Source organism: Catenulispora subtropica (assembly GCF_039531675.1).
Lineage (GTDB): Bacteria > Actinomycetota > Actinomycetes > Streptomycetales > Catenulisporaceae > Catenulispora > Catenulispora subtropica.
Genome location: NZ_BAAAQM010000002.1, coordinates 104,235 through 130,367 on the forward strand (window position 1 = coordinate 104,235; position 26,133 = coordinate 130,367).

General features: G+C 73.1%; 25 protein-coding genes and 1 tRNA gene. 19 read left to right on the top strand and 7 right to left on the bottom strand.

The window, feature by feature from the left end; all coding sequences use genetic code 11:
* The first annotated feature begins 21 nt into the window (after nucleotides 1-21).
* The 6 genes from ABD466_RS02630 to ABD466_RS02655 all read left to right on the top strand — a co-directional run bounded on the left by ABD466_RS02630 (nucleotide 22) and on the right by ABD466_RS02655 (nucleotide 3,108).
* Nucleotides 22-531, top strand: a complete 510-nt coding sequence (locus ABD466_RS02630; protein WP_425558517.1) for a DUF3052 domain-containing protein — start codon at nucleotides 22-24, stop codon at nucleotides 529-531.
* A 165-nt stretch (nucleotides 532-696) separates the two neighbouring features.
* The gene (locus ABD466_RS02635; protein ID WP_344655455.1) at nucleotides 697-1,158 is read left to right on the top strand and encodes a peroxiredoxin; all 462 of its coding nucleotides are present in this window, start codon (nucleotides 697-699) and stop codon (nucleotides 1,156-1,158) included.
* A gap of 55 nt (nucleotides 1,159-1,213) precedes the next feature.
* On the top strand, nucleotides 1,214-1,567 hold the full coding sequence (locus ABD466_RS02640) for a hypothetical protein (protein ID WP_344655266.1): 354 nt from the start codon (nucleotides 1,214-1,216) through the stop codon (nucleotides 1,565-1,567).
* Nucleotides 1,568-1,652: 85 nt separating this feature from the next.
* Entirely contained in the window at nucleotides 1,653-2,354 is a 702-nt protein-coding gene (locus ABD466_RS02645) for a Tellurium resistance (RefSeq protein WP_344655267.1), read from the top strand.
* A gap of 128 nt (nucleotides 2,355-2,482) precedes the next feature.
* Nucleotides 2,483-2,554 (top strand) — tRNA-Val (locus tag ABD466_RS02650).
* Nucleotides 2,555-2,634: 80 nt separating this feature from the next.
* Nucleotides 2,635-3,108, top strand: a complete 474-nt coding sequence (locus tag ABD466_RS02655; RefSeq protein WP_344655268.1) for a hypothetical protein — start codon at nucleotides 2,635-2,637, stop codon at nucleotides 3,106-3,108.
* A gap of 19 nt (nucleotides 3,109-3,127) precedes the next feature.
* Here the strand turns inward: ABD466_RS02655 and ABD466_RS02660 are convergent, their stop codons facing one another.
* Both ABD466_RS02660 and ABD466_RS02665 read right to left on the bottom strand, forming a co-directional pair.
* The gene (locus ABD466_RS02660; RefSeq protein WP_344655269.1) at nucleotides 3,128-3,571 is read right to left on the bottom strand and encodes a hypothetical protein; all 444 of its coding nucleotides are present in this window, start codon (nucleotides 3,569-3,571) and stop codon (nucleotides 3,128-3,130) included.
* 83 nt (nucleotides 3,572-3,654) lie between these two features.
* Complete coding sequence (locus ABD466_RS02665; protein ID WP_344655270.1) at nucleotides 3,655-4,989, bottom strand: aminotransferase class I/II-fold pyridoxal phosphate-dependent enzyme; 1,335 nt, start codon at nucleotides 4,987-4,989, stop codon at nucleotides 3,655-3,657.
* A gap of 181 nt (nucleotides 4,990-5,170) precedes the next feature.
* On the opposite strand from ABD466_RS02665, the gene ABD466_RS02670 reads away from it, so the two are divergent.
* Nucleotides 5,171-5,785, top strand: coding sequence for a pyridoxamine 5'-phosphate oxidase family protein (locus ABD466_RS02670; RefSeq protein ID WP_344655456.1), 615 nt, complete (start codon nucleotides 5,171-5,173; stop codon nucleotides 5,783-5,785).
* A 59-nt stretch (nucleotides 5,786-5,844) separates the two neighbouring features.
* On the opposite strand, the gene ABD466_RS02675 is transcribed toward ABD466_RS02670, so the two are convergent.
* Complete coding sequence (locus tag ABD466_RS02675; protein WP_344655271.1) at nucleotides 5,845-7,008, bottom strand: steroid 3-ketoacyl-CoA thiolase; 1,164 nt, start codon at nucleotides 7,006-7,008, stop codon at nucleotides 5,845-5,847.
* A 140-nt stretch (nucleotides 7,009-7,148) separates the two neighbouring features.
* On the bottom strand, nucleotides 7,149-7,337 hold the full coding sequence (locus ABD466_RS02680; RefSeq protein WP_344655272.1) for a hypothetical protein: 189 nt from the start codon (nucleotides 7,335-7,337) through the stop codon (nucleotides 7,149-7,151).
* A 227-nt stretch (nucleotides 7,338-7,564) separates the two neighbouring features.
* Here ABD466_RS02680 and ABD466_RS02685 point away from each other — a divergent pair, with 227 nt between their 5' ends.
* The gene (locus ABD466_RS02685) at nucleotides 7,565-8,161 is read left to right on the top strand and encodes a histidine phosphatase family protein (RefSeq protein WP_344655273.1); all 597 of its coding nucleotides are present in this window, start codon (nucleotides 7,565-7,567) and stop codon (nucleotides 8,159-8,161) included.
* A gap of 119 nt (nucleotides 8,162-8,280) precedes the next feature.
* On the opposite strand, the gene ABD466_RS02690 is transcribed toward ABD466_RS02685, so the two are convergent.
* Nucleotides 8,281-9,393, bottom strand: coding sequence for a polyprenyl synthetase family protein (locus ABD466_RS02690; RefSeq protein WP_344655274.1), 1,113 nt, complete (start codon nucleotides 9,391-9,393; stop codon nucleotides 8,281-8,283).
* A gap of 76 nt (nucleotides 9,394-9,469) precedes the next feature.
* On the opposite strand from ABD466_RS02690, the gene metF reads away from it, so the two are divergent.
* Entirely contained in the window at nucleotides 9,470-10,453 is a 984-nt protein-coding gene (gene metF / locus ABD466_RS02695) for a methylenetetrahydrofolate reductase [NAD(P)H] (protein ID WP_344655275.1), read from the top strand.
* A gap of 145 nt (nucleotides 10,454-10,598) precedes the next feature.
* Complete coding sequence (locus ABD466_RS02700; RefSeq protein WP_344655276.1) at nucleotides 10,599-11,138, top strand: GNAT family N-acetyltransferase; 540 nt, start codon at nucleotides 10,599-10,601, stop codon at nucleotides 11,136-11,138.
* A 45-nt stretch (nucleotides 11,139-11,183) separates the two neighbouring features.
* Here the strand turns inward: ABD466_RS02700 and ABD466_RS02705 are convergent, their stop codons facing one another.
* Nucleotides 11,184-12,107, bottom strand: coding sequence for a glycosyltransferase family 2 protein (locus ABD466_RS02705; protein WP_344655277.1), 924 nt, complete (start codon nucleotides 12,105-12,107; stop codon nucleotides 11,184-11,186).
* Between the two features lie 976 nt (nucleotides 12,108-13,083).
* On the opposite strand from ABD466_RS02705, the gene ABD466_RS02710 reads away from it, so the two are divergent.
* The 4 genes from ABD466_RS02710 to ABD466_RS02725 all read left to right on the top strand — a co-directional run bounded on the left by ABD466_RS02710 (nucleotide 13,084) and on the right by ABD466_RS02725 (nucleotide 15,885).
* The gene (locus ABD466_RS02710) at nucleotides 13,084-13,461 is read left to right on the top strand and encodes a DUF6504 family protein (protein ID WP_344655278.1); all 378 of its coding nucleotides are present in this window, start codon (nucleotides 13,084-13,086) and stop codon (nucleotides 13,459-13,461) included.
* A gap of 134 nt (nucleotides 13,462-13,595) precedes the next feature.
* Nucleotides 13,596-14,126, top strand: a complete 531-nt coding sequence (locus tag ABD466_RS02715; RefSeq protein ID WP_344655279.1) for an SAV_6107 family HEPN domain-containing protein — start codon at nucleotides 13,596-13,598, stop codon at nucleotides 14,124-14,126.
* 99 nt (nucleotides 14,127-14,225) lie between these two features.
* On the top strand, nucleotides 14,226-14,993 hold the full coding sequence (locus tag ABD466_RS02720) for a TSUP family transporter (protein WP_344655280.1): 768 nt from the start codon (nucleotides 14,226-14,228) through the stop codon (nucleotides 14,991-14,993).
* A 7-nt stretch (nucleotides 14,994-15,000) separates the two neighbouring features.
* Nucleotides 15,001-15,885 (top strand): aminoglycoside phosphotransferase family protein, encoded by an 885-nt coding sequence (locus ABD466_RS02725; RefSeq protein WP_344655457.1) that lies wholly within the window; start codon nucleotides 15,001-15,003, stop codon nucleotides 15,883-15,885.
* Nucleotides 15,886-15,893: 8 nt separating this feature from the next.
* Here ABD466_RS02725 and ABD466_RS02730 read toward each other — a convergent pair whose 3' ends face one another.
* A complete protein-coding gene (locus tag ABD466_RS02730) occupies nucleotides 15,894-20,624 on the bottom strand; it encodes an ATP-dependent helicase (protein ID WP_344655281.1) in 4,731 nt (1,576 codons plus the stop codon).
* Between the two features lie 31 nt (nucleotides 20,625-20,655).
* On the opposite strand from ABD466_RS02730, the gene ABD466_RS02735 reads away from it, so the two are divergent.
* The 5 genes from ABD466_RS02735 (at nucleotide 20,656) to rny (ending at nucleotide 26,126) form a co-directional block, all read left to right on the top strand.
* Nucleotides 20,656-20,838: a DUF3046 domain-containing protein gene (locus ABD466_RS02735; RefSeq protein ID WP_344655282.1), complete on the top strand. Its 183-nt coding sequence runs from the start codon at nucleotides 20,656-20,658 to the stop codon at nucleotides 20,836-20,838.
* A gap of 78 nt (nucleotides 20,839-20,916) precedes the next feature.
* Nucleotides 20,917-22,230, top strand: a complete 1,314-nt coding sequence (locus ABD466_RS02740; protein WP_344655283.1) for an MFS transporter — start codon at nucleotides 20,917-20,919, stop codon at nucleotides 22,228-22,230.
* A 111-nt stretch (nucleotides 22,231-22,341) separates the two neighbouring features.
* On the top strand, nucleotides 22,342-23,484 hold the full coding sequence (recA, locus tag ABD466_RS02745; protein ID WP_344655284.1) for a recombinase RecA: 1,143 nt from the start codon (nucleotides 22,342-22,344) through the stop codon (nucleotides 23,482-23,484).
* A 3-nt stretch (nucleotides 23,485-23,487) separates the two neighbouring features.
* Complete coding sequence (locus ABD466_RS02750; protein WP_344655285.1) at nucleotides 23,488-24,279, top strand: regulatory protein RecX; 792 nt, start codon at nucleotides 23,488-23,490, stop codon at nucleotides 24,277-24,279.
* Between the two features lie 164 nt (nucleotides 24,280-24,443).
* Nucleotides 24,444-26,126: a ribonuclease Y gene (gene rny, locus ABD466_RS02755; protein WP_344655286.1), complete on the top strand. Its 1,683-nt coding sequence runs from the start codon at nucleotides 24,444-24,446 to the stop codon at nucleotides 26,124-26,126.
* Nucleotides 26,127-26,133 lie beyond the last annotated feature (7 nt).

Below are 26,133 nucleotides of genomic sequence, written 5' to 3' on the forward strand. Positions count from 1 at the left end.
TCCGGCGTATGGACTAGGGGAATGCAGAACGACATGAAGGAGGACAGTTCCGTGGGCGCGGTCGCGGACCCGGTTCCGGCCGTCGCCAACCCGCTGGCGGCGCGTCTGGGCTTCCAGGCGGGCGAAGTGGTGCAGGAACTCGGCTGGGACGAGGACTGCGACGAGGAACTGCGTCAGGCCGTCATGGACGCGATCGGCGCGGACCTGGTCGACGAGGACTTCGAGGACGTGGTGGACGCCGTCGTGCTGTGGCACCGCGAGGACGACGGCGACCTGGTGGACAACCTGGTCGACGCCCTGACCTCGCTGGCCGACGGCGGGCGGATCTGGCTGTTCACGCCCAAGGCCGGGCGCGACGGCCACGTCGAGCCCAGCGAGATCGGCGAGGCGGCCCCGACCGCGGGCCTGTCGGCGGCCTCGAGCATCAGCGCCGGCGCCGACTGGAACGGCACCCGCCTGGTCGGGCCGAAGGCCGGCGCCAAGGCGGCGAAGTCGGCGGGGCGGGTCAAGGCCGACGGCGCGTCGCGGTAGCCGATGTCCTCCGATTCCGGGCCGCCGGCCGGCGGCCCTCTTCCCCATCCCTCGTCCGGCCCCACTTCCGCGGACGGCGCGTCCGCGGGGGCGTCCGCGGTGCCGTCCACGGCGCACGCGCCGCCGGACCGGCCCGCGTCCCAGGTCGAGGCCGAACAGCCGCCGGTGCCCGCCGTCGGCGACCGGGCCCCGGACTTCACCCTCACCGACCAGCACGGGCAGACCGTCGCCCTCGCGGACTTCCGCGGGGAGCGGGCGGTGTTGCTGGTCTTCTATCCCTTCGCCTTCTCCCGGGTGTGCGGTTCGGAGCTGGGGGCGATCCATGAGAGCGTCGCCGACTTCCAGAACGAGCGGGTGCAGGTGCTGGCGGTGTCGTGCGACGCGCTGTACTCGCTGCGCGCGTACGCCGACGACGCCGGCTTCGGCTTCCCGCTGCTCGCCGACCACTGGCCGCACGGCGCCGCCGCGCGGGCGTACGGGGTGTTCGACGAGCGGCGCGGTTGCGCCGTCCGAGGGACGTTCCTCATCGACCGTGAGGGTGTCGTGCGGTGGACCGTGGTGAACGGTCTGGCGGACGCGCGCTCGCTGGACGACTACCGCGCCGCGCTCGCCGCGGCCGGCGTCTGAAGGCACCCCGGCCCGACCATCCGAGACTTCCAGAACCCGATTTAGGACCCACGTCATGCCCTGCCACCGCTGCGGCGCCCGCCAGACCGACCCGGTCAAGGGGGCTTCGCCGTGGCGGCGGGGTGTGCGTGCGGGGGAGCAGGTGCTGGTCTGCCCGGACTGCCAGCGCGGCCGGGACTGGACCGCGGACCTCGCGCACTGCTCGGAGTGCGGTTCGGCGCGGCTGGTGCGGACGCTGGGCAGCACGCAGTGCAAGGACTGCGGGGCGGAGGACAGCGTGACCGCCGAGCAGCCCGCTGCCGCAGGTGCGGGCGAGGGCGCGGGGCGGGAGAGCCGGGCGGGCGCGACCTCGCTGTCCGACGACGTGCACGCCGCCCTCGAGCGTCATTTCCGCCACAGAGACGACTGAACGTTCCCCGTCGCGCCCTCTGGGTAGCACACTGGAGTCGGCACACAGGGAAATCAGACAACTTCATCACGCAGGGGGTTCCGCGATGCGCCTGAACCGCATGATCATCAGGGCGTCCGACGACGGCGAGGGGGGCAGCCGCGTCGAGAAGATGACGGCCGCCCGTCCGGTCCAGTCACTGACCAGCCGGGGCGCGGCCGCCGGGACGCTCCGCGTCAACCTCATCTGGGACCAGCTCCCCATGATCCCCACCCCCCGCCCCACGGCCGGCCTGAAGCTCTCCTCCCGCCGCCTGGAACCGCCGCCGATCAGCCACGGCCGCCTGGTCGACCTCGACCTGGGCTGTCTGTACGAGTTCGCCGCCGGCCAGCGCGGCGTCGTCCAGGCCCTCGGCCACCGCCGCGGCGACTTCGAACGGCCCCCGTACATCCGCCTGGACCAGGACGACCGCAGCGGCAGCGCCATCGGCGAGAACCTCTTCATCAACCTGGACCACTCCGACGAGCTGAACCGCGTCCTGGTCTTCGTCTTCGCCTACCAGGGCGCCTTCGACGGCGCGAACGCGAAGGTCACCTTCCACCCCGCGACCGGCAACCCCCTGGAGATCAAACTCGAGAACCCGATCCCCCAGGCGAAGGCCTGCGCGGTGGCCCTGCTGCTCCGTCACGGACCGGACCTGGTCCTCCAGCGTGAAGTCCAGTACACGACCGGCTTCCAGTCCGAGCTGGACCGCATGTACGGCTGGGGCATGCGCTGGCAGGACGGCCAGCCGAAGGGCCTGGGGTAGAACCGCAGGCAGCGCGGCCGCGCACGGCCACCGGAGCGGGCCCGGAGCCCGCACTGGAATCGCCGGCCGCGCGCCGGGGCCGGGTCGGGTACTCTTGCCCTCTTGAAGGACGGGAGGCCGTCCTTCTGGGGCGCATAGCTCAGTGGAAGAGCACTCGGTTTACACCCGAGCGGTCGGCAGTTCGAACCTGTCTGCGCCCACCCGTCCCCCGCTCAGAACATCCGGGGTTCTCCGTACCGCCTTGACGGCCCAGACGCAGGCGCTCGGTTACGGTGGTCGCATGCTGGTGACCAACCATGTGTTGTCAGGGGCGGTCATCGGCGCCGCCGCAAAACGGCCCCTGCCCGCGTTTCTGGTGGGCATCGCGTCGCACTTCGCGCTCGATACGTTGCCGCACTGGGGCAAGTGGGATGACGAGAAGGAGTTCTTCCGCGTGGCGGTGGCCGATGGGCTGGCCGGGCTGGCGGCCATGGCTGTGGTGACGCGGGCGGTGGTGAAGGCCGGTGAGCCGGGTTCGCCCGGCCGGCGGTTGACCGCGGCGGTGCTGGCCGGGATGGCGGGTGCGGCCATGCCCGATCTGGACAAGCCCTCTCACCTGCTTCTGGGGCACAAGCTGTGGCCGGACGCGGTGAATCGCCTGCACGGCCGGATCCAGAACGAGGCGCCGAACCGGTTCGTCTCGCATGAACTGGTCGCCGCCGCCGGGTTCGCGCTCACGGCGGCGGCGTTGATCCGGCGGCGGGCGGCGCGGTGAGCGCCGGCGCGGTGCGCTGTCAGGCCGCGTAGAAGACCGGCACGCCCTCCGGCTCCGTGGCCGGGGGCTCCGTGGACGCGGTGAGGCGGACGACTTCGTCTCGCACGTCCGGTTCCGGTAGGGCGGCGGCTGCCGCGGCCGGTGCCGGTTTCGGCTTGCGCGGTACGCGGGCGCCCGACGAACCGCCCCGGCCCGGATAGAGCAGCAGGCCGTTGACCGGGTCCGGAACGGCGTCCAGCGCCGCCTTCACCAGCGGTGCGTCCCGGAACGTCTCCCAGCCGCCCGCTGTGGAGTCCTCGGGGAAGCAGAGTTCGAGCACCACGCCCCAGGGACGTTCGACCCAGGCCCAGTCCTCCGCGCCGTACTCCAGCGCGGTGCGGATCAGGTCCCTGCCGTGCGTGTCCTTCCACGAGGTGGCGGAGTACTCACCGTCCGCGACCTCGATCGACCACCATTCGCCCACCCGGCCACGGTATGTCGGGGGCTCGGGGATGAGAACCCCTTACCCGCAACTGGCGTTCGCCGAGGGCGAACAGGCGGGGACGGTCAGACCGCGCCGCCGGATCCCGTGGTGTTCAGGACAGCGGCGAAGGCGTCGGCCAGCGGTTCGACGTCCTGCGGGTCCAGGTTGGAGATCGTGATGCGCACGCCCGGTGGCGTGTCCACCCGGAACCAGGTGCCCGGGGCCACCGCCCAGCCGGCCGCCAGCAGGCCGCTGACCACCACGGCCTCCTCCGGGACCGGAATCCAGACGTTGATACCGCTGACGCCCTCGGCGTGGATCCCGCGTGTGGCCAGCGCGGCGATCAGCAGCTCGCGCCGCTCGGTGTAGCTGCGCGCGGCGTCGAGGATCCGGGCCTGCACCTGCTCGTCGGTCCACAGCCGGTGCACCTGGGCCTGGATCAGCTGGCTGACCCACCCGGCGCCGAGCCGCAGCCGGCCGGCGACCCGGGACGCGGTGGTGCCGTCGGCGGCGGTGATCGCGCAGCGCAGGTCCGGGCCGTAGGCCTTGGAGATGGAGCGGATGTGGGCCCAGTGCGCGGTCGCGCCGGTGAGGGTGTTCAGGGCGAAGTGCGGGGTGATGTCGGCGCCGTGGTCGTCCTCGATCAGCAGGACGCCGGGGTGCTCGGCGAGGAGCGCGCGCAGGGCGGCCGCCCGGTCGGCCGTCACCGCGGCGCCGGTCGGGTTCTGGGCGCGGCTGGTGACGATCACGCCGCGGACACCGCGTTTCAGCGCGGCCGCCAGTCCGTCCGGCGTCATCCCCTCGGCGTCGATCGGTACCGGCACGGCGGTCAGGCCCATGGCCGGCAGCAGGTGGTAGACGGCGCCCCAGCCCGGGTCCTCCACCGCGACCGAGTCGCCGGCCCGCAGGTGTGCGGACAGCACCCGGTCGATGGCGTCGCCGGCGCCGAAGGCCAGCACAACGTGCTCGGCCGGGACGCCGTCGGCGGCGAAGCGGGCGCGAGCGGCGGCCAGCAGCTCCGGGAGGATCACCTCGCCCTTGTACAGCCGCTGGGAGATGCCGCGGGGGAAGACGAGCTCCGGCAGCAGCCGGGGGTCCGGGTTGCCGTTGACCAGGTCCCTGGCGTCGGCCGGGAGCGGGAAGCCGAGGTTGCGCGGGGTGGTGGCGGGCTGTTCGCGCACCCGGGTGCCGCGGCGGCCGGCGGTCTCGACGGCGCCGCGGTCGCGCAGCAGCCGGTAGGCGGCCGAGACGGTGTTGGGGTTGACCGCGAGCTCGCCGGCCAGGTCCCGGATCGGGGGCAGGGCCTGTCCCGGGGCCAGGTGCCCGTCGGCGATGCCGGCCTCGATGGAGGCGGCGATCTGGCTGGCGCCCCGCCCGGAGATTTTGTACGCTGCCCGCGGAGTCGATTGAACTACCACAGCATCTAGTTTGCACTAGGACGAAACCATGACGCAAGCTGCCGCGACCCTGACCGACACCCCGACTGAGACCCCGGCCGCCGAGATCGACGCCGAGACCGCGGCCTGCCCGCACGGCCACCGGGCCGAGGGCGCCTACGAGCAGACCCCCCGCACCACCGCCACCCGCTACCAGAACCGCATGAGCTACGACCGGGCCGCCGTGCACGCCGTCCTGGACGAGGCGCTCGTCTGCCACCTGGCCTTCGTCCTGGACGACGCCCCGGTGGTGCTCCCGACCGTGCACGCCCGTCGCGGCGAGCGCCTCTACGTCCACGGCTCGACCGGCGGCCGCATGGCGACGCTGGACGGGCAGCGCGTCGGCGTGACCGTCACGCTGCTGGACGGCGTGGTGATGGCCCGCAGCTGGATGCACCACTCGGTGGCGTTCCGCAGCGTCGTGGTGCACGGTACGGCGCGCGTCGTCACCGACCAGGCCGAACGGCTCGAAGCCATGCGGGCCCTGATCGAGCACATCGCCCCCGGCCGCTCGACCGGGTCGCGCGAGCCCACCCGCAAGGAGCTCGCCGCCACCATGATCCTGGCCGTGGACCTGGAAGAGGTGTCGCTGAAGGCGCGCTCGGGCGACGTCGCCGACGACGAGGAGGACCTTGCCCTGCCGCACTGGGCCGGCACCATCCCGCTGGCGGTGACGGCGAGCGAGGCGATGCCGGCCCCGGACCTGTTGGAGGGCGTCGGGACGCCGGAGTACGCGCGGCACTACGCCCGGCCGTTCTCCTGCGGCTACGGGCACTGAGGTCCGACGTGGCCCCCGGGATCCGGGGCCTCTCCCGGATCCCCGTATCCCGGGGCGTCCTAGATCCGCTGGATGATCGTCGCGATCCCCAGTGCGCCGCCCTGGCACATGGTCAGCAGCGCGAACTCCTTGTCGGAGCGCTCCAGCTCGTGCAGGGCGGTGGTGAACAGCCGCGCGCCGGTGGCGCCGACCGGGTGGCCGATGGCCAGCGCGCCGCCGTTGACGTTGACCTTCTCCATGTCGACGCGGTGCGCACGGGCCCAGGACAGCACCACCGAGGCGAAGGCCTCGTTGATCTCGAACAGGTCGATGTCGTCGACGGTCATACCGGCCTTGGCCAGCACCGCGGTGGTGGCCGGGATCGGTCCGTCGAGGTGGTAGTAGGGATCGGAGCCGACCATGACCTGCGCGACGATCCGGGCCCGGGGGCGCAGGCCGAGGGCGAGCGCCGTGTTCCGCGACGCCCACAGCACCGCGGCGGCGCCGTCGGAGATCTGGGAGGCGGTGCCGGCGGTGTGGACGCCGTCGGGGAGAACGGGTTTCAACCCGGCCAGGCCCTCGCGGGTGGTGTCGCGCAGGCCCTGGTCCCGGGTGACGACGCGCCACAGGCCGTGCTCGTCGCGCTCCTCCTCGGTGGTGGGCACCTGGACCTCGAACACCTCGCGGTCGAAGCGGCCCTCGTCCCAGGCCCGCTTCGCGCGGGCCTGCGACAGCACGCCGAGCGTGTCGACGTCGTCGCGCGTGATGCCGTGCTTGCGGGCTATCCGCTCCGCGGCCTCGAACTGGTTGGGCATGTCCAGGCTCCACTCGTCCGGCTGCGGACGGCCGAACCCGGACTTGGCGTTCGCGCCCAGCGGCACCCGGGACATCGCCTCGACGCCGCAGCCGATGCCGACGTCCACGGTGCCGCCGGCGACCATCGAGGACACCAGGTTGTTCGCCTGCTGCGACGAGCCGCACTGGCAGTCGACGGTGGTCGCGGCCGTGGAGTAGGGCAGGCCCATCGCCAGCCACGCGGTGCGCGCCACGTTGAAGCCCTGCTCGCCGGCCTGGGTGACGCAGCCCCCGACGATCTGCTCGACCGCGTCGGCCGGCACCCCGGTGCGCTTGAGCAGTTCGCGGTAGGTCTCGCCGAGCAGGTAGGCCGGATGCAGGGTGGCCAGCGCGCCGTTGCGCTTGCCGATCGGGGTGCGGACCGCCTCGACGATGACGGCTTCGGACATGTGCGGCCTCCTGCGCGCCGAAACTGATACGTGTTCTAGTTTCGGTGAACCTAACAGCAATCCCGCGACAAGGGAACGGGCCGCCGGAGGGTTCCTCCGGCGGCCCGGTGCCGTGGGATCCGCGGTCGTGCGCGGCCGGCTCAGTGGCAGCAGGCGCCTCCGCACGCGCAGGAGCCGCCGCTCTGGCAGCCGCACTTGCAGCCGCCGCCGCAGCTGCAGCTCCCGGCCTCGGCCTCGAGGACGACGATCGGCAGCGCCCGGCTCTCGGCGGGCGTCGGCGGACTGGTGCCTTCAACGGACGGGTGCACGGATTCCGGCTGCTTCACCATGGCGCCTCCTTCGCTGGCGGCGGTCCGAGCGGTGCGGCGGGGAGATCCGCCCCGGGCCGCCAATGCCGCCGCTTTCCAGTCAAAAGGGAGATCCGGGCCCGGTCAATGCCCGGACGGCACACGCCACCCGGAGCGCCACGGGGCGCGCGAGGAGCGGGGGAGCGGAGCGGGGACGGCGCTCCCGGGGGCGTCGGCACAGACCGGCGCGCGAGGGCTAGGCTCGGGGCATGTCCGAGCTGATCTTGCTGCGCCACGGCCAGACCGAGTGGAGCCGCGACGGCCGCCACACCGGCCTGACCGACCTGCCGTTGACCCCCGTCGGCGAGGACCAGGCGCGCGCCGCCGGGAAACTGCTGGCCGGCACCGCCTTCGGCGCGGTGTGCAGCAGCCCCCTGACGCGGGCGGTCAGGACCGCCGAACTCGCCGGGCTCACCGGCGTGACCCAGGACCCTGACCTGGTCGAGTGGGACTACGGCGGCTACGAGGGGGTGACGACCGACGAGATCCACCAGACCCGGCCGGGCTGGTACCTGTGGGACGACGGGATCGTGCCCGGCGACGCCGCGCATCCCGGGGAGACGATCGAGCAGGTCGGAGCGCGGGTGGACCGGGTGCTCGCGCGGGTGCGGCCGACGCTGGCCGGGGGCGAGGGCGAGGACGTGTGCCTGGTGGCGCACGGGCACGTGCTGCGCATCCTGTGCGCGCGCTGGCTCGGGCTGCCGCCGACCGGCGGGCGGTTCTTCCGGCTGGACACCGCGACGGTGACGCGGCTCGGGTTCGAGCACGGGCGGCCGGTCGTGGACGGGCTGAACCAGCGGGGGTAGCGGGTCACGGGGCCGGCGGCTGTTGCCGGTGTCCGAGGTGTCTGCGTGCGGGGTGTCGGTGTCCGAGGTGTCGGCGTGCGCGGTGTCGGCGTGCGGGGCGGTGGCGTGCGGAGCGGCGCCTACTTCTTCCGCGCGGTCGCCATGACCGCCAGCTCCCGCAGCACGCCCTTCGCCTCCTCGGCGATCGGCGCCGCGTCCACCGCGGCCGTGGCCTCCCGCGTCAGGGCCGTGATCCGGGTCTCGACGTCGTCGAGGGCGCCGGTGGACCGGATTATCTCCTGGAGTTCGGTGACGCCGGCCGCGTCGAGCTCGGGGTTGCCGAGCTCGGCGCGCAGCGTTTTGATCGCGCCCGGGCTGTCGGCGCGCGCCGCGGCCAGGGCCACCAGCAGCGTCTGCTTGCCCTCGCGCAGGTCGTCGCCGGCCGGCTTGCCGGTGGCCGCCGGGTCGCCGAAGACGCCCAGGACGTCGTCGCGGAGCTGGAAGGCCTCGCCGAGCGGCAGGCCGTAGGCCGAGTAGGCGGCGATCACATCCGGGGTGCCGCCGGCCAGCATGGCGCCGACGTGCAGCGGGCGTTCGATGGTGTACTTCGCGGACTTGAAGCGGATCACGGTCTGCGCGCGCTGGGCGGCGCGCTCCGGCTCGTCCAGGCCGTGGGCCTGGGCCAGGACGTCCAGGTACTGGCCGGCCATCACCTCGGTGCGCATCACGTCGAAGTAGGGCCGGGCGGCGGCGATCCGGGCGGACGGCAGCCCGCAGCCCGCGAACATCTCGTCGCACCAAGTCAGGCACACGTCGCCGAGCAGGATCGCGGCGGCGGCGCCGAATCGGGCCGCCGAGCCCTCCCAGGCCGCCTCGCGGTGCGCGGCGGCGAACCGGCGGTGGATGGCCGGCATCCCGCGGCGGGTGTCGGAGTCGTCCATGTAGTCGTCGTGGATCAGCGCCGAGGCCTGGAGCAGTTCCAGCGACGCCGCGGCGCGCACCGCGGCGGCCTCCAGCGCCGGATCATCGGCCGCATCGGTCTTGCCGACCACCCCGCGCCAGCCCCAGTAGCAGAATCCCGGGCGCATCAGCTTGCCGCCGTCCAGGAACTCCCGCAGCGCCGTGGGCAGCGGCGCGAGCTCCGGGGACATCGCGATCAGGGCCGCCCCCTGGCGGTCCAGGAACGCCGACAGGGCGGCGTCGACTCGGTGGCGCAGATCGTGGCGGTCCAGGGGATTCACGGGAACAACCATACGGGTCGCGTCTCGCGGCTCGGGACGATAGGCGTGGTCCGCCCCCATCCGAGGCCGTCGTGGTTACGGTGGAGGCATGGCACTGGGACTCCCCTCCGTGCGGCCGGACCGTGCCGCCACCGTCCGCGAGCTGCTCGCCCGCGGTGAGCGCTCCTATTCGTTCGAGTTCTTCCCGCCCCGCAGCGACGAGCAGGAACAGCAGCTGTGGCGGGCGCTGCGGCGGCTGGAGGCGTACTCGCCGACCTTCGTCTCGGTGACGTACGGCGCGGGCGGTTCCACGCGGATGAAGACGGTCGAGACGACCGAGCGCATCGCGTCCGAGACCACGCTGACGCCCGTGGGGCACCTCACAGCGGTGGACCATTCGGTGGCCGAGCTGCGGCACGTCGTCGGGCAGTACGCGGACGCCGGCGTGCGGAACATCCTGGCGCTGCGCGGCGACCCGCCGGGCGATCCGCTGGGGGAGTGGACGGCGCACCCCGAGGGGCTGTCCTACGCCAGCGAGCTCGTGGACCTGGTGCGGGAGTCCGGCGACTTCTGCGTCGGCGTCGCGGCCTTCCCGGAGATGCACCCGCGCTCCCCGGACTGGGACTCGGACATCGCGCGGTTCGTGGAGAAGTGCCGCCGCGGCGTGGACTTCGCGATCACGCAGATGTTCTTCCTCGCCGACGACTACCTGCGCCTGCGCGACCGGGTCGCGGCCGCCGGGTGCGACGTGCCGATCCTGGCGGGCGTGATGCCGGTGACCAACGTCGGCCAGATCAAGCGGATCACCGGGCTGACCGGGCAGGCGTTCCCGGCCGAGCTGGAGAACGCGCTGGTGGCGGTGGACGGCGACAAGGCGGCGGTGCGCGCGGTCGGCGTCGAGTGGACCACCCGGATGTGCGAGCGGCTGCTGGCCGAGGGCGCGCCGGGGCTGCACTTCATCACGCTGAACATGTCGACGGCGACCCTCGAGGTCTACCGCGATCTGGGTCTGGACCGCCGCCACGACTACGACCGGGACCACGACGTGGCCGGCGCCCACGCCTCCCCCGCCGGACTGCCGCTGGCGGTCTGACGCCGGACCGGCCGGCCCCTGGCGGTCCAGTCACCCGCGATGTCACCTTGTCTGATGAACGACGGCCGGTCTCGCCACCCAGCGTGACCGCCGTGTGCCAGCCTGCGATGACCAATCCACGGGGCCGGAAGAGGGAGGCGCGCTCATGGAGCCGCTGGCAGTCCGATACGCGGTGCCGATGGACCTGGCGGCGGTCCACGCCGTCATCCATTCGGCCTACCGCCACTACCTCACCCGCATCGGGGTCCGCCCGGCCCCGCTCGACGCCGACTACCCGCACCTGATGCGTCGCGGCTGCCTGTTCGTCGTCGGCAGCCCCGCGGTGGCCACCGTCACCCTCCTTCCCGAGGACGGCTGGCTCCACCTGGACAACTTCGCCGTCGCCCCGGACCGTCAGGGCCAGGGCCTGGGCCGCCGCGTCCTCGCCTTCGCCGAGGAGCACGCGCGCCAGCTGTGGCTGCCCGAGCTGCGGCTGGTCACGCACTCGATGATGTGGGAGAACCAGCGGATGTACGCGGCCGCCGGGTACCAGGAGTACGGGCGGACGGAGCTGGCGCCGGGTCGGGAGCTGATCCACTACCGGAAACCGGTGGGGTTCTGGGACTTCTCGGGGCCGACGTTCCTCCCGGCGGCCGGGACGCTCGGGTCGGCCGCCGGGGGCGGGGTGCTGGCCGGGGTGCGATGAAGCAGCGGTGGCCGTGCGGCCACCGCTGAAGTCCGCCTCGCCTCGTCAGCGGAACAGCTTGCCGCCGACCATCTGGACCTCGCCCCACTCGGCGTCTTCCAGCGCGGTGCGGGCGGCGGTCCCGGCCGCCCGGTTGGCGGCCGCGTCGGCGATCGGCCCCGCCGGTCTCGCGTGGCCGGATCCCGCGGTCAGCGCGGCGAGCACCGGGACGCGCCGGGCCTGGGCGGCCCGCCCCGGCGCCGGCGACGCCGTGAAGGCCGCGAGCAGCCGCCGCGCGGTGTCCGTGAACGAGTGCAGGATCGAGTTCTCGGTGTCGGTGAGCGGGTGGCGGCCGCCGACGCCGGAGGGCGACGCCGCCCCGGCTCGTTCCCGCGGCCACAGCGAACCGTCCAGGAACTCTATGGCGTGGCGGCCGTCGAGCGACGCCACGCGACCGCCGGAGCGGCGCACCGCCCGGATGAGGCCTGATTCGCCTTCGGGGTCGTGCGCGGCGTTGCAGTGGCCGCCGACGCGCCAGTACGTCTCGGTGTCCACCGCCAGCAGCCGGGCCGTGGTGGAGCGCTGGGGCCCGGTCGGCAGCCGTTCGGGGCGGGTGCGGCGGTGCGCCTCGGAGATCACCAGATCGAAGGGGTGCCGACCGCGCAGGGCGGCCACCGCGGCCGCGACCGCGCCGGGGGCCAGGGCCAGGCCGGGATCGGCGAAGACCATCGCGCGGCCGCGCGCGGCCACCGCCAACTGCTCGCAGGCGTGCGCGTGCGCGCACCAGCCCGCCGGCGCCGGGGCGCCGACCAGCAGCCGCACCCGCGGGTCGTCCATCGCCGCCTGCAGGACCAGGCGGCGGGTCAGATCGGTCGAGCCGGCGTCCAGGAACACCAGGTCCAGCTTCGGCACCCGGGTCTGGCCCAGCAGCGCGCGGACGCAGCGCAGGACGCGGCGTTCGTCGTTCAGCAGCGGGACGAGGACGGACACGGTCTCCGTGGCGGGCGGCGGGTCGGCGGACAGCGCGGACTGCGCAAGGGGTGCGCTTGCCGGATGTCGATTTCGTCCCACGTCAAAGAGCATCGGCGCCCGGCGCCATGATCGCAGTGCGGCACAAGGAGTTCTGCGCCGTCAGGGTGACCGATCGGCGCGCCCGCGAAGAAGCCGGGCGGAAAAAGAGGGGCGGGATCCGCGCCCCCACAGACGCGGACCCCGCCAAGGCCGAGAGGCCTTCCCTACCCCCACTGGCACCCCCACCGGGTGCGCTGGCAGGCGTCGAAAACGTCCGGCCAGTCACTCCTATAGACGTTCGAAGGGGCGGGTTAAGTTGCAACTCGGCCGCCCCGACCGTGTTGCGATCCGATAACGCGCGCCTTCCCCGGGCGGCGGGTGGGGCCCGAGTGCGTACTCATGTTGGACCTGAGTACTAATACCCATGAGGACTGTCAGTCCCGTGCGCCACACTTACTGACGGCACGCGATGGTCGCGCCACGGTGGGGTGTGCCGGGGGAGGCACGGGCCGGCCGCGCGAGCCGAATGGGGGAAGACCCGGTCCCGCTTGATGGAGCACCGCCGACACGGGGCGGCGGAGCTTCGTGAAGCGGGACCGGATCGGGCTGGCCTCGGCGTCTCAAGCTCGCGAGCCCTCCGGAGTTGAGGGGAGACCCCTCCTCCGTTCGTTGTATTTCCACAGGTCGTGACCCTCTCGCCGGGTGGGGCCGGAGCCCGCTTTCACTCATTTGAGCGAGTCTTGACTCGATTCCGTTGAGCGCCGTGCCCCGGGGGCGGTAGCCTGGTCCGAGTCGAACAAAGATTCGATGACGGTCCGACGCCCGGATCGGCCGCCCCGCCGGCGGCCCGCGGGAGGGGAAGCCCGTGGCCCGCCGTGGCCGGTCCGGGCGTTCGGACACTGAGGCGGCGGCGTTTGCGGAGGCTGCGATGAATGCGAATGGGATGGGTGCCGCTGTGAGCACCGAGGACGAACAGATCGACGTACTGCGGCGGCACGGTGAGCCGGCGCACTTCATCTGGCGCGGCAAGCTCTACCGCGTGCGCCAGGTCCTCTCGCACTGGATCCAGGTCGGGTCCGACAGCGGCGAGATCCCTTCCGTACTTCTGCGTACCGACCGGCATCGCGGCACCGTGGAGACCCTGGTCTTCGGGCGGGACCGGGAGGTGGAGCGCGAGTTGTGGAGCGTGCGGGCCAGTGTCGGGCGGGACGGTGAGGTGGCGGTGTTCCAGCTCTGCCACGACGTCGGCGGAGGCGGGTGGCTGCTCGTCGCCGAATCGCTGAGCCCCCTGCCCCGGCAAGTCGGCCGGGTCCTGCGCTTCCCCGAGAGCTGACCAGCGGCGCCGGCGCTGACGGTTCACGTGGATTTCCGCGCTTGAACACGTGTTTTTGTCAGTGCCGCCTGTCACTGTGGAAGAGACATGCTGCGAGTCGTGTCCGACATGTCATCAGTGATTGGGAGGGACCTATGCCCGCAGCGACGAAGACACTCAAAAGCACGGACACGGGACCGATAGCCGGGTCGCGGGCCCATCCGCCGCCCCTGCCCCCGCTGGGCTCCGGCGGCCACCGGCGCGGCCCCGCGTCCCGCTCCGCGCGCGACCTGTTCGAGCAGGCCGTGCACGAGCTGGCCGAGGCCGTCACCTCCTCGCATCCGTACGACCGCTACTGCGGCGCGCACATGGCCGCGCTGCACGCCTCGGCGGCCGTCGTCACCGCCCGCGCGGTCCCGGCCGCCCCCGGCCGCCGCCGCCCGCGCAGCGTCTGGGACCTGCTCTACCGCGAGGCCCCGGAGCTGGCGGACTGGGCGGCGTACTTCGCCTCCGGCGCCACCCGCCGCGCCGCCGCGCAGGCCGGCCTGCCGAACGCGGTCACCGACGCCGAGGCGGCGGAGCTGGCCCGCGAGGCGGAGGTCTACCTCGGGGTGGTCGCGCAGCTGCTCGGCGTGCCGTTCCAGGACGGGCTGCCGCTCGGCTCGGGGGAGCAGGCGGCGAGCTGAACGCGGACCCTGACATGGGCGCCGGCCCACGGGTCCGCGGCCCGGTGCGGCGAGGAGTCGTGACCCCGATGTGATCCACGATCGCTAAGGTCCCCGGCCATGGACATAGCGCACGGGGCGGGGCTGTTCGCGGCCGCGGCGGGGGCCGGGGGAGTGGACGCGATCGTGGGCGGCGGCGGCCTGGTCCTGCTGCCGAGCCTGCTGGTGGCGTTCCCGGCGCTTCCGGCGGCGACCGCCCTCGGCACCAACAAGCTGGTCGGCATCTCCGGCACCAGCACCGCGGCCCTCACCTACACCCGGCGCACGCCGGTCGACAAGCGCGTCGTGCTGCCCGCCGCCGCGCTGGCGGTCCTGTGCGCCGGCCTGGGCGCGGTGTCGGCCTCCGCGTTGCCGACCCGCGTGTTCCGGCCCGTCGTCATGGTGCTGCTGACGGCCGTCGCGCTGTTCGTGGTGTTCCGGCCGGCCTTCGGCGCCGAGGCCGGGGCCGCCGCGGTGTCCCGGCGCCGCCGCGTGGCCACGACGCTGCTGGCCGGCGCCGTCATCGGGTTCTACGACGGCATCTTCGGCCCCGGCACCGGCACGTTCCTGATCATCTGCTTCACCATCGGCCTGTTCACCGAGTTCGTCGCCAGTTCGGCGATGGCCAAGGTGGTCAACACCGGCACCAACCTCGGCGCCCTGCTGGTGTTCGCGGCCGAGGGCCACGTGCTGTGGACGCTCGGCGCGGGGATGGCCGTGTGCAACATCATGGGTGCGCGGGCCGGCTCCCGGCTGGCGCTCGAACGCGGGGCCGGTTTCGTGCGGGCCGTGCTGTTGGTGGTGGTGGCGGCGATGGTGGCGAAGATGGGATATGACCAGTTCGGCTAGGGCACGCATGCACGACGGGGAACTGGCGGTGACGGTCGAGACCGTCCGCGAGCTGGTCGACGGACAGTTCCCGGACTGGCGGGGGCTGGCGGTGCGGCGGGTCGACGCGAGCGGGACCGTCAACGCGATCTTCCGGATCGGGGACGAGCTCACGGCACGGTTTCCGCTGGTGCCGGACGAGGCCGGGAAGGTCCGGCGCCATCTTCGGGCCGAGGCGGACGCGGGCGCCGAACTGGCGGCGCACACGCGCTTCCCGACCCCCGTGCCGGTCGCGCTGGGCGAACCCGGCGCGGGGTATCCGATGCCGTGGTCGGTGCAGACCTGGCTCTCCGGCGTCGTCGCGGACGATGACGACCCCGGTACGTCGACGGCGTTCGCCGAGGACCTGGCGGAGTTCATCAGGGATGTGCGGGCCATCGACACCCGCGGGCGCACGTTCAGCGGCCGGGGGCGCGGCGGCGATCTGCGGGCACATGACGAGTGGCTGGCGACGTGCTTCGAGCGCAGCGAGGGATTGCTGGACGTACCGCGGCTGCGCGGGATGTGGGCCGTCATGCGAGAGCTGCCGCAGCACTCCGCCGACGTGATGACCCATGGGGATCTGATCCCGGGCAACGTGCTGGTCGCCGACGGCCGACTGGCCGGGGTACTGGACGTCGGCGGCCTGGGTGCGGCCGACCCGGCGCTGGACCTGGTCGCCGCCTGGCATCTCCTGGAGGACGCGCCGCGCCTTCGGATGCGCGAGAAGCTCGGCTGCGATGACCTGGAATGGGAGCGCGGCAGAGCTTGGGCGTTCGCACAGGCGATGGGGCTGGTCTGGTACTACCTGGAGAGCAACCCGACGATGGCACGAACGGGCCGGCGCACCTTGGACCGCATCGTGGCCGCCTAGAGACCGGATCAGCCCCGCAGTCGCAGCCCCGAAGGCGTCGACCGGAACCCGGCGGCGGCCAGCGCCTGCGCCAGCGCCGAGTCCCGCCCGGCGTACAGAACGTCCTCGCCGTCGGTCTTCGACACGGTCAGCTTCCCGAGCCAGCCGTCGCGGACCGTCAGCGCCAGGGCGTCCACCGCCGGCTGGAGCACGGTCATGTCCTCCGTCCAGGAGAGCAGCGTCCGGCCGCCGCGTTCGACGTACAGCACCAGTTCGCCGTCGACCAGCACCACCAGGGCGCCGGCCTTGCGGCCCGGCTTGTGGCCGGTCGCCGGGGCGCCGTCCTCGCCGACCGGGCGGGCCGGCCACGGCAGGGCCGCGCCGTAGGCGTTCGCCGGGTCGGTGGCCGCGAGGACCAGGGCGCCGATGCGCTCGGGATCCTTCTTCGGCCGCCGGGGGGTGTAGTCGTGGGGGACGCCCATCAGCTTGTGCACGCTCTCGTCGAGCGCCGCGCCGGTGGCCTCGTGCCCGCGGGCCTCCAGCGCCTCCAACGCGGCGGCCAGCGACCGCAGGCGGTCCACGGCGCCCTCGGCGGCGAACTGCGCGGCGCCCAGACCCTCGACGAAGTACCCGCGCCGCGCCCGGCCCGCCTCCTCGTACGCCGACAGCACCGAGTACACGCCCGCGTAGCCGCCCGGGATGCGCTCGCTCATCACCGATCCGCGCGTCACCACGCCGTACCGGTCCAGCAGCACCTCGCCGAGCAGGTGGGCCCGGCGCGTCGGATCCTCCAGCCGCGGTACCAGCCGCGACCAGCGTCCGGCCGCCGACGGACTCACCGCGGCCGAGGCGTTCTGCTCCGCCCTCGCCGCGGCGGCACCGGTCACCCCGAACCGCGCGTAGCGGCCGCGCGGCGTGGGGCGGCGGGCCTTGTGCGCGCTCTTGCCCGAGCCGAGGAGCCCGCGCAGCGGCGCCAGCGTGTCGTTGGTGACGTAGCCCGCCCACAGCAGATCCCAGAGCCCGGACAGCACGTCCGCCGACGGGAACTCGTCCCCGACCCGCGCCACGATCCCGCGCAGGAACAGGGCGGCGTCCTCGCCGAGCGCCTCCAGGATCGCCTCGTGCACCGGCCCGGGATCCAGGGCTTCGGACGGCTCCGGCAGCAGCAGCGGCGCCAGCTCCGCCGGGCACAGCGTCACCCAGCCGTCGTCCCCGGCCAGCGACCCGGCGCCGGCCCACACCACCTCGCCGGAGGACGTCAGCTCGTCCAGCATCGTCGGCGAGTAGTCCGCCACCCGCGAGGGCAGGATCAGCCGCTCCAGCGCCGACGCCGGCACCACCGCGCCGGCCAGCTGCTCCACCACCCGCAGCACGCCGTCCACGCCCTTCAACGGCGACGACGCGGCGCGCCCCACCGACTGCCAGGCCGGCAGCAGCATCGCCAGCGATCGCGGCGGCGCCGGCTCGGCCTCCTTGCGCAGCGCGGCCATCGTCCGCCGCCGCACCCGCCGCAGCACCTCGGCGTCGCACCACTCGGTTCCGCTGCCCCCGGGCCGGAACTCGCCGGACAGCACCCGGCCGGCCGCCGCCAGCCGCTCCAGCGCGGCGATCACCGACGAGGCCGGGATCCCGAACCGGGCCGCCGGCTCGATGGCGGTGAACGGCCCGTGCGTGCGGGCGTAGCGCGCGACCAGGTCGCCCAGCGGATCGGCGACGACCGCGGTGAACGCCTCCGGGATCCCCACCGGCAGCGGCACGCCGAGCGCGTCCTGCAGCCGCCCGGCGTCCTCGATCGCGGCCCAGTGCTCCTCGCCGGCGATCCGCACCCGGATCACCCGGCGCGCGCTCTCCAGGTCCACCAGCCACGCCGCCTCGACGCCGCGCGCCGCGGCCTCGGCCGTGGACAGCGGCCCGAGCAGGCGCAGCAGGTCGGCGGCGTCCTCGGCGTCCCGGGCCCGCCGGTTCGGCGTCAGGTACTGGAGCTCCTCCTCCAGCGCCGCCAGGATCTCCGGGTCCAGCAGGTCCCGCAGCCCGGTCTGGCCCAGCAGCTCGGCCAGCAGCGCCGGGTCCAGCGACAGCGCGGCGGCCCGGCGCTCGGCCAGCGGTGAGTCGCCCTCGTACATGAACTGCGCGATGTAGCCGAACAGCAGGGAGCGGGCGAACGGCGAGGGCTGCGCGGTCTCCACCTCGACGATCCGCACCTTGCGCGCCTCGATGTCCCGGCACAGCTCGATCAGTCCCGGCACGTCGTACACGTCCTGCAGGACCTCGCGCACCGCCTCCAGCACGATCGGGAAGCTCGCGTGCTTGGCCGCCACCGCCAGCAGCTGCGCCGAGCGCTGGCGCTGCTGCCACAGGGGCGTGCGCTTGCCGGGGCGCGTGCGCGGCAGAAGGAGCGCGCGCCCGGCGCACTCCCGGAACCGGGAGGCGAACAGCGCCGAGCCGCCGATCTCCCCGGTGACGATGTCCTCGATCTCGTCCGAGCCGAACAGCAGCCCCAGCGTCTCGGTCGTGGGGTCGGCGGCGTCGGTGTCCGGCAGCCGCAGCACGATGCCGTCGTCGGCGTGCATCACCTGCGCGTCCAGGCCGTAGCGCTCCCGCAGCCGGGTGCCGATGGCCAGCGCCCACGGCGCGTGCACCTGCGCCCCGAACGGGGAGTGGACCAGCACCTTCCAGTCGCCGAGCTCGTCCCGCGTGCGCTCGACCACGATCGTCCGGTCGTCCGGGACGCGGCCGGTGGCCTGCCTCTGCTCGCGCAGATAGGACAGCAGGTTGTCGGCGGCCCACTCGTCGAGTCCGGACGCCGTCAGCCGGGTCCTGGCCTCGGCCTCGCCGGCCTTGCCCAGCTCCCGCAGGAAACCGCCGAGCGCGCGGCCCAGCTCCAGCGGCCTTCCGAGCGCGTCGCCGTGCCAGAACGGCAGCTTGCCGGGCAAGCCGGGCGCCGGGGAGACGATGACGCGGTCGTGGGTGATGTCCTCGATCCGCCACGAGGACGAGCCCAGCGTGAACACGTCGCCGACCCGCGACTCGTAGACCATCTCCTCGTCGAGCTCGCCGACGCGCTTGGCGCCGGACTCGGCCCCGGCCAGGAAGACGCCGAAGTACCCGCGGTCCGGGATGGTGCCGCCGGAGGTCACCGCCAGCCGCTGCGCCCCGGGACGCGCCGACAGCCTGCCCTCGACGCGGTCCCACACGATGCGCGGCTTCAGCTCGGCGAACTCGTCCGACGGGTACCGGCCGGACAGCAGGTCGAGCACTGATTCGTAGGCCGAGTCCGGCAGCGCCGAGAACGGGTTCGAGCGCCGGATCAGGGCGACGAGGTCGTCGGCGGCCCAGTCCTCGACCGCGACCATCGCGATGATCTGCTGCGCCAGCACGTCCAGCGGGTTGCGCACCACCTTCAGCGCCTCGATGGAGCCGGTCGCCATCCGCTCCGCCACCACCGCCGACTGCACCAGGTCGCCCCGGTACTTGGGGAAGATGACGCCGCGCGAGACCGCCCCCACCTGGTGCCCGGCGCGGCCGACGCGCTGCAGCCCGGCCGCCACCGACGGCGGCGACTCCACCTGCACCACCAGGTCCACCGCGCCCATGTCGATGCCCAGCTCCAGGCTGGAGGTGGCGACCACGGCCGGGAGGTTCCCGGCCTTCAGCGCCTCCTCGATGTCGGCGCGCTGTTCCTTGGAGACCGAGCCGTGGTGCGCGCGGGCCAGCACCGGCGGCGCCCCGGCCACCGACCCGGCCTGCGCCATGAGCTCCGCCGGTGATGACAACAACTGCGCGGTACTGAGCGGCTCTTCCAGGACCTCCCCGGTGACCCGCTCCCAGTGCGCCTCGTTCAGCTTGCCGGTCAGCCGCTCGGCCAGCCGCCGCGAGTTGGTGAACACGATGGTCGAGCGGTGCTCCTCGATCAGCCCGGCCACCGCCGCCTCGACGTGCGGCCACACCGAGGCCGTGCGCCGCCCGGTCTCGTCGGCCGGCGCGCGCTCGCCCTCGTTCGCGTCCAGCGCGCCCATGTCCTCGACCGGCACCGACACCTTGATGTCGAAGGTCTTCACGATCTTCGGCGCCACGATCTCCACCGGGTGCGGGCCGCCGAGGAACTGCGCGACCGTCTCGGCCGGGCGCACCGTGGCCGACAGGCCGATCCGGCGCGCGGGCTTCTCCAGCAGCGCGTCGAGGCGCTCCAGGGACACCGCCAGGTGGGAGCCGCGCTTGGTCCCGGCCACCGCGTGCACCTCGTCGACGATCACCGTCTCCACGCCGCGCAGCGACTCGCGCGCCGCCGAGGTCAGGATCAGGAACAGCGACTCCGGGGTGGTGATCAGGATGTCCGAGGGTCTGGTCATGAACCTCCGGCGCTGGTCGGCCGGGGTGTCGCCGGAGCGGACCGCGATGTCGACGTCCGGCTCGGGCAGGCCCAGGCGCGCGGCGGCCTGCTTCAGCCCGGCCAGCGGCGCGCGCAGGTTGCGCTCGACGTCCACGGCCAGCGCCTTCAGCGGGGAGACGTAGACGACGCGGCAGCGGCGCTTGGCGTCGGCCGGCGGCGGGCCGAAGGCCAGGCGGTCCAGCGCGGCCAGGAACGCCGCCAGCGTCTTGCCGGATCCGGTCGGGGCCACGACCAGGGCGTTCTTCTCCGCGGCGACGGCGTTCCAGGCCCCGGCCTGGGCGCTGGTGGGGTCCGCGAAGGCAGCCGTGAACCAGGCCTTGGTGGCCGGGTGGAAGTGATCCAGGGCTGCCGACGTTTTCATACCATCCATACTGCCTTGGCCGTCTGACAGACTTGATCCCATGCAGCTTCAGGACTTCTGGGAGCGGATGCGGGAAGAGTTCGGCCCGCTGTCCGACTCCTTCGCCCGCGACCACGTGATGAGTGAACTCGGCGGCCGGACCGTGGTCGAGGCGTTGCGGGACGGGTTCGACGCCAAGACCGTGTGGGCCGCGGTGGCCAAGGATCGGGAGCTGTCGTTCTGACGGCCGTGGCCGGAATCGTCACCTGTGGCACCGGACTGCCACTTCCGGACCGGTAAGGATCCCCGCTACGTTCCACGTGTGACCGCAGCCGAGACCGCCGCCATCCGAATACCCCTCGACCCGGCCGCGCGCGCCCAGTCCGTCCAGCGCCGGACCGTCCGGGTCCTGATCGCCAGCCAGATCCTCGGCGGCATCGGGTCCTCGACCGGGTTCTCGCTGTCCACCCTGCTGGCCAAGGAGATCACCGGCAACGCGAGCCTGGCCGGGCTGACCGGGACCTTCTCCTCGCTCGGCGCGGCCTTCGCCTCGATCCCCCTGTCGCGCATCATGGCCGCGCGCGGGCGCCGCCCCGGGCTCGTGCTCGGGTACTCGGCGGCGATCGGCGGCACGCTGGTGATCGTGACGGCCGCGAAGCTCGACGCCTACTGGCTGCTGCTCCTGGGCATGGCGCTGTTCGGCTGGGCTTCCGCGGTGAACCTCCAGGCCCGCTACGCCGGGACCGACCTGGCGCCCGCCGAGCGCCGCGGGCGGGCGCTGTCGCTGGTGATCTGGGCGGTGACGATCGGCTCCATCCTGGGCCCGAACCTGGCCCACCCGGCCGAGGGCACGGCGCGGGCGCTGGGGCTGCCGCCGCTGGCCGGGGCGTTCCTGTGGTCGGGGTTCGCGATGGCCGGCGCGGCGCTGGTCCTCGGGCTGCTGCTGCGGCCGGACCCGCTGCTGATCGCGCGGGAGCTGCGCGGGGAGGACGTCGCGGCGCCGGAGCGGCTGTCGCTGAAGGAGTCCTTCGCGGTGATCGCCGCGGCGCCGCGGGCCGTGCTCGCGATCGCGGTCGTCGCGGTCTCGCACACGGTCATGGTGTCGGTGATGTCGATGACGCCGGTCCACATGAACGCCGACGGGATGTCCGTGACGGTCATCGGCCTCGTGCTGTCGGTGCACATCTCCGGCATGTACGCCCTCTCGCCGCTGGTCGGGCTCGCTGTGGACCGGATCGGGCGGATCCCGGTGCTGTCCGCCGGGATGGCGATCCTCGCCACCGCCTGTCTGATCGTCGGCACCGCACCCATGGGCTCCAAAGCGCCCATGGTCGTCGGCCTGCTGTTGCTCGGCGTCGGCTGGTCCTGCGGCGTGGTGGCCGGCTCGACGCTGCTCACCGAATCCACGCCGGACCGGGTCCGGCCCTCGGTGCAGGGCGCCAGCGACTTCGTGATGCAGGGCTCCTCGGCGGGCGGCGCGGCGCTGGCCGGGCTGGTGGTCGGCACCCTCGGCTACTCGTGGCTGGCGGGCCTGGCCGTGGCGCTGCTGGCGCCGGTCGCAGTGCTGGTCATAGTGACCGTCACCCGGCAGAACGGGCGTTCCGCTCAAGAAGACCCCGCGCCCCAGGTACCGTGATAGACGGTCAGACCTGGCGACGGCCGCCTGCGACAGCTTTTGTCAGTGGGGTCGTCTACCTTCGAGACCGTCAGACGTGAAGCACGCATGAACCTCTTAAGGCAGGCATCCATGGCGGCAACGACCACCGACCGCGAGAAGGCGCTCGACGCCGCCCTCGCCCAGATCGAGCGCAACTTCGGCAAGGGCTCCGTCATGCGCCTGGGCGCGCGCACGGCCCAGCCGATCGACATCATCCCCACCGGCTCGATCGCCCTGGACGTGGCCCTCGGCATCGGCGGGCTGCCGCGGGGCCGCATCGTCGAGGTCTACGGCCCGGAGTCCTCCGGCAAGACCACCATCGCGCTGCACGCCGTCGCCAACGCGCAGGCCCGCGGCGGCCAGGCCGCGTTCATCGACGCCGAGCACGCGCTGGACCCGGAGTACGCCAAGAACCTCGGCGTGGACACCGAGGCGCTGCTGATCTCCCAGCCGGACACCGGCGAGCAGGCGCTGGAGATCGCGGACACCCTGATCCGCTCCGGCGCGCTGGACATCATCGTCATCGACTCGGTCGCGGCCCTGGTGCCGAAGGCGGAGATCGAGGGCGAGATGGGCGACTCGCACGTCGGTCTGCAGGCCCGCCTGATGAGCCAGGCGCTGCGCAAGCTGACCGGTGTGATCAACCAGACCAACACCACCGTGATCTTCATCAACCAGCTGCGCGAGAAGGTCGGCGTGATGTTCGGCTCGCCGGAGACCACCACCGGCGGCCGCGCGCTGAAGTTCTACGCCTCGGTGCGCCTGGACGTGCGCCGCATCGAGACGCTGAAGGACGGCACCGAGGCGGTCGCGAACCGCACCCGGGTGAAGGTCGTGAAGAACAAGGTGGCGCCGCCGTTCAAGCAGGCCGAGTTCGACGTGGTCTTCGGCTCCGGCATCTCGCGCGAGGGCTCGCTGATCGACATGGGCGTCGAGCACGGCTTCGTGAAGAAGGCCGGCGCCTGGTTCACGTACTCCGAGGGGCAGCTGGGGCAGGGCCGGGAGAACGCCCGCCGGTTCCTGAAGGAGAACCCGGACGTCGCGGACGGCCTGGAGAAGCTGATCAAGGAGAAGCTGGGGATCGGGCCGAAGGTGACCGAGGACCCGGCGGGCGACGGCGCGGCGCCGGCCGCGGACGCGGCGCCGTCCAGCGAGGTCGAGTCCGTGCCCAAGCCCGTGAAGGCGGCCCGGGGCCGCAAGGCCGCTGCCGCCGCGGCCGGCTCGGAGGAGTAGTAGGTGAGCGCCGGTTGGGGTCGGGCCCAGGACGAGGGGTCCGGCCCCGACTGGTTCGCGGCGGCGGGGGACGAGCCCGCCGCGGCTCCGGGGTGGGCGGAGCCTGAGCCTGTGCCCGAGCCCGTGCCCCAGGCCGCTGCGGAACGATCCGCCGCCCGGAAGCCGGCGGCGAAGAAGACCGCCGCCAAGAAGACGCCGGCCAAGAAGGCGTCCTCCGGCTGGTCCTCCCGCCGCAGGGACCGGGACCCGGCCGACGACTCCGACCCGGACCGGCCCGCACCGCCGCCGTCCCGCGAGAAGCTCGAACAACGCGCGAAGAACATCCTGCTGTACCACCTGGGGCGGCAGATGCAGACCCGGTCCCAGCTCGCCGACCGGCTCCGCAAGAAGGAGATCCCGGACGACATCGCCGAGGCGGTGCTCGACCGGTTCGAAGAGCTGCACCTGCTCGACGACGCCACCTACGCCGAGACCTTCGTCCGCTCCCGTCACGCCGAGCGCGGCCTGGCCAAGCGGGCCCTCGGCTACGAGCTGCGCCGCCGGGGCATCGACGACGACACCGCCACCGAGGCGCTGTCCACGCTGGACGAGGACCAGGAGGCGGCGACCGCTCGACGGCTGGTCGACTCCCGCCTGCGGGCCACTCGCGGCCTGGACCCGCAGGTCCGGGCCCGCCGGCTGGTGGGGATGCTGGCCCGCAAGGGGTACTCCTCGTCGGTGGCGTTCCGGGCGGTCAAGGAGGCGCTGGCCGCCGAGGGGCAGGACGTCGATCTCGACGCGCCGGACGACGCCTGAAGTCGGCGGGGAATCCACTCCATCCAGTGTTTTCGTCGGTTTTTCGCGGCGACACAGACGGTTGTCGACCACACTCCTCCTTGACCGTATTGTTACCTCGCCCTAACCTCGCACTCAGTGAGGGATCATCGAAGGATCACTCAAGCGCGCTGGGAGCGAACTAAATGGTCGGCCTGTTGATCGCGATCGCAGCGGTGGTCGCGGCGTGCGTCGGCCTGCTCGTGGGGTTGAACGTCGGGGGCTCCCGCCGGATCAACAACCTCAAGAAGCGCGCGTACGAGGACTTCGACAAGCAGCTCGCCGAGCTCGCGCAGCGGGCCCAGGCCCGGGAGAGCGAGCACGCGGCCGCGATCGTGGCCGCCCAGCGCGACCTGGGCGCCGTCCACCGGGAGGCGGCCGAGGCCCGCAAGCAGGCGGACGCGCAGGCGGTGCAGATCCGCGAGCAGGCCGCCACCGCCGCCGCCGTGGAGATGGACCGCGCCCGCCGGATCCGCGACGAGGCCGAGGCCGAGACCCGCGTCCTGAAGGACGAGATCCGCGAGCTGCGCCTGGACCTGGAGCGCCGCGAGGCCCGCCAGGCCGAGCGCGAGGAGCGCCTGGACGCCGACCTGCGCCGCACCGCCGACAAGGAGCGCGAGCTGGTCGCCTCCTCCGCCGAGCTGGAGCGCAAGAAGGCCGAGCTGGCCACCCTGGAGGACGAGCGCCGCGCCGTCCTGGAACGGGCCGCCGCCCTCTCCTCCGCCGAGGCCAAGACCGAGCTCGTGAAGTCGATCGAGAACCAGGCCAAGCGCGAGGCCGCGGTCCTGATCCGCCAGATCGAGCAGGAGGCCCGCGACGAGGGCGAGAAGCGCGCCCGCAAGACGGTGGCCCTGGCGATCCAGCGCGTCGCCAGCGAGCAGACCGCCGAGTCCGTCGTCAGCGTCCTGCACCTTCCCAGCGACGACATGAAGGGCCGGATCATCGGCCGCGAGGGCCGCAACATCCGCGCCTACGAGTCGATCACCGGCGTGAACCTCATCATCGACGACTCCCCTGAAGCGGTCCTGCTCTCCTGCTTCGACCCGGTCCGCCGCGAGGTGGGCCGCCTCACCCTCGAGGAGCTCGTCCTCGACGGCCGCATCCACCCCCACCGCATCGAGGAGATCTACGAGCGCTCCAAGGCCAAGGTGGAGCAGCTCTGCGTCCGCGCCGGCGAGGACGCCCTGATGGAACTCGCCATCACCGACATGCACCCGGAGCTGATCGCCCTGCTCGGCAAGCTTCGCTACCGCACGTCCTACGGCCAGAACGTCCTCAAGCACCTGGTGGAGTCGGCCCACCTGGCGAGCATCATGGCCAGCGAGCTCCGCCTGGATCCCGCCCTGCTCAAGCGCTGCACGGTCCTCCACGACATCGGCAAGGCCCTCACCCACGAGGTCGAGGGCAGCCACGCCCTGATCGGCGCCGAGATCGCCCGCAAGTACGGCGAACACGACGACGTCGTCCACGCGATCGAGGCCCACCACAACGAGGTCGAGGTCCGCACGGTCGAAGCGGTGCTGACCCAGGCGGCGGACGCGATCAGCGGCGGCCGCCCCGGCGCCCGCCGCGAGTCGCTGGAGGCGTACGTGAAGCGCCTGGAGCGCCTGGAGCAGATCGCGGCCGACCACGAGGGCGTCGAGAAGGTCTTCGCGATGCAGGCCGGCCGCGAGATCCGCGTGATGGTCGTCCCCGACGCGGTCGACGACATCCAGGCGCAGGTCATCGCCCGGGACATCGCGAAGCAGGTCGAGGAGGAGCTCACGTATCCGGGGCAGATCCGGATCACGGTGGTGCGGGAGTCGCGGGCCACGGAGTACGCGCGCTGAGGCCGGT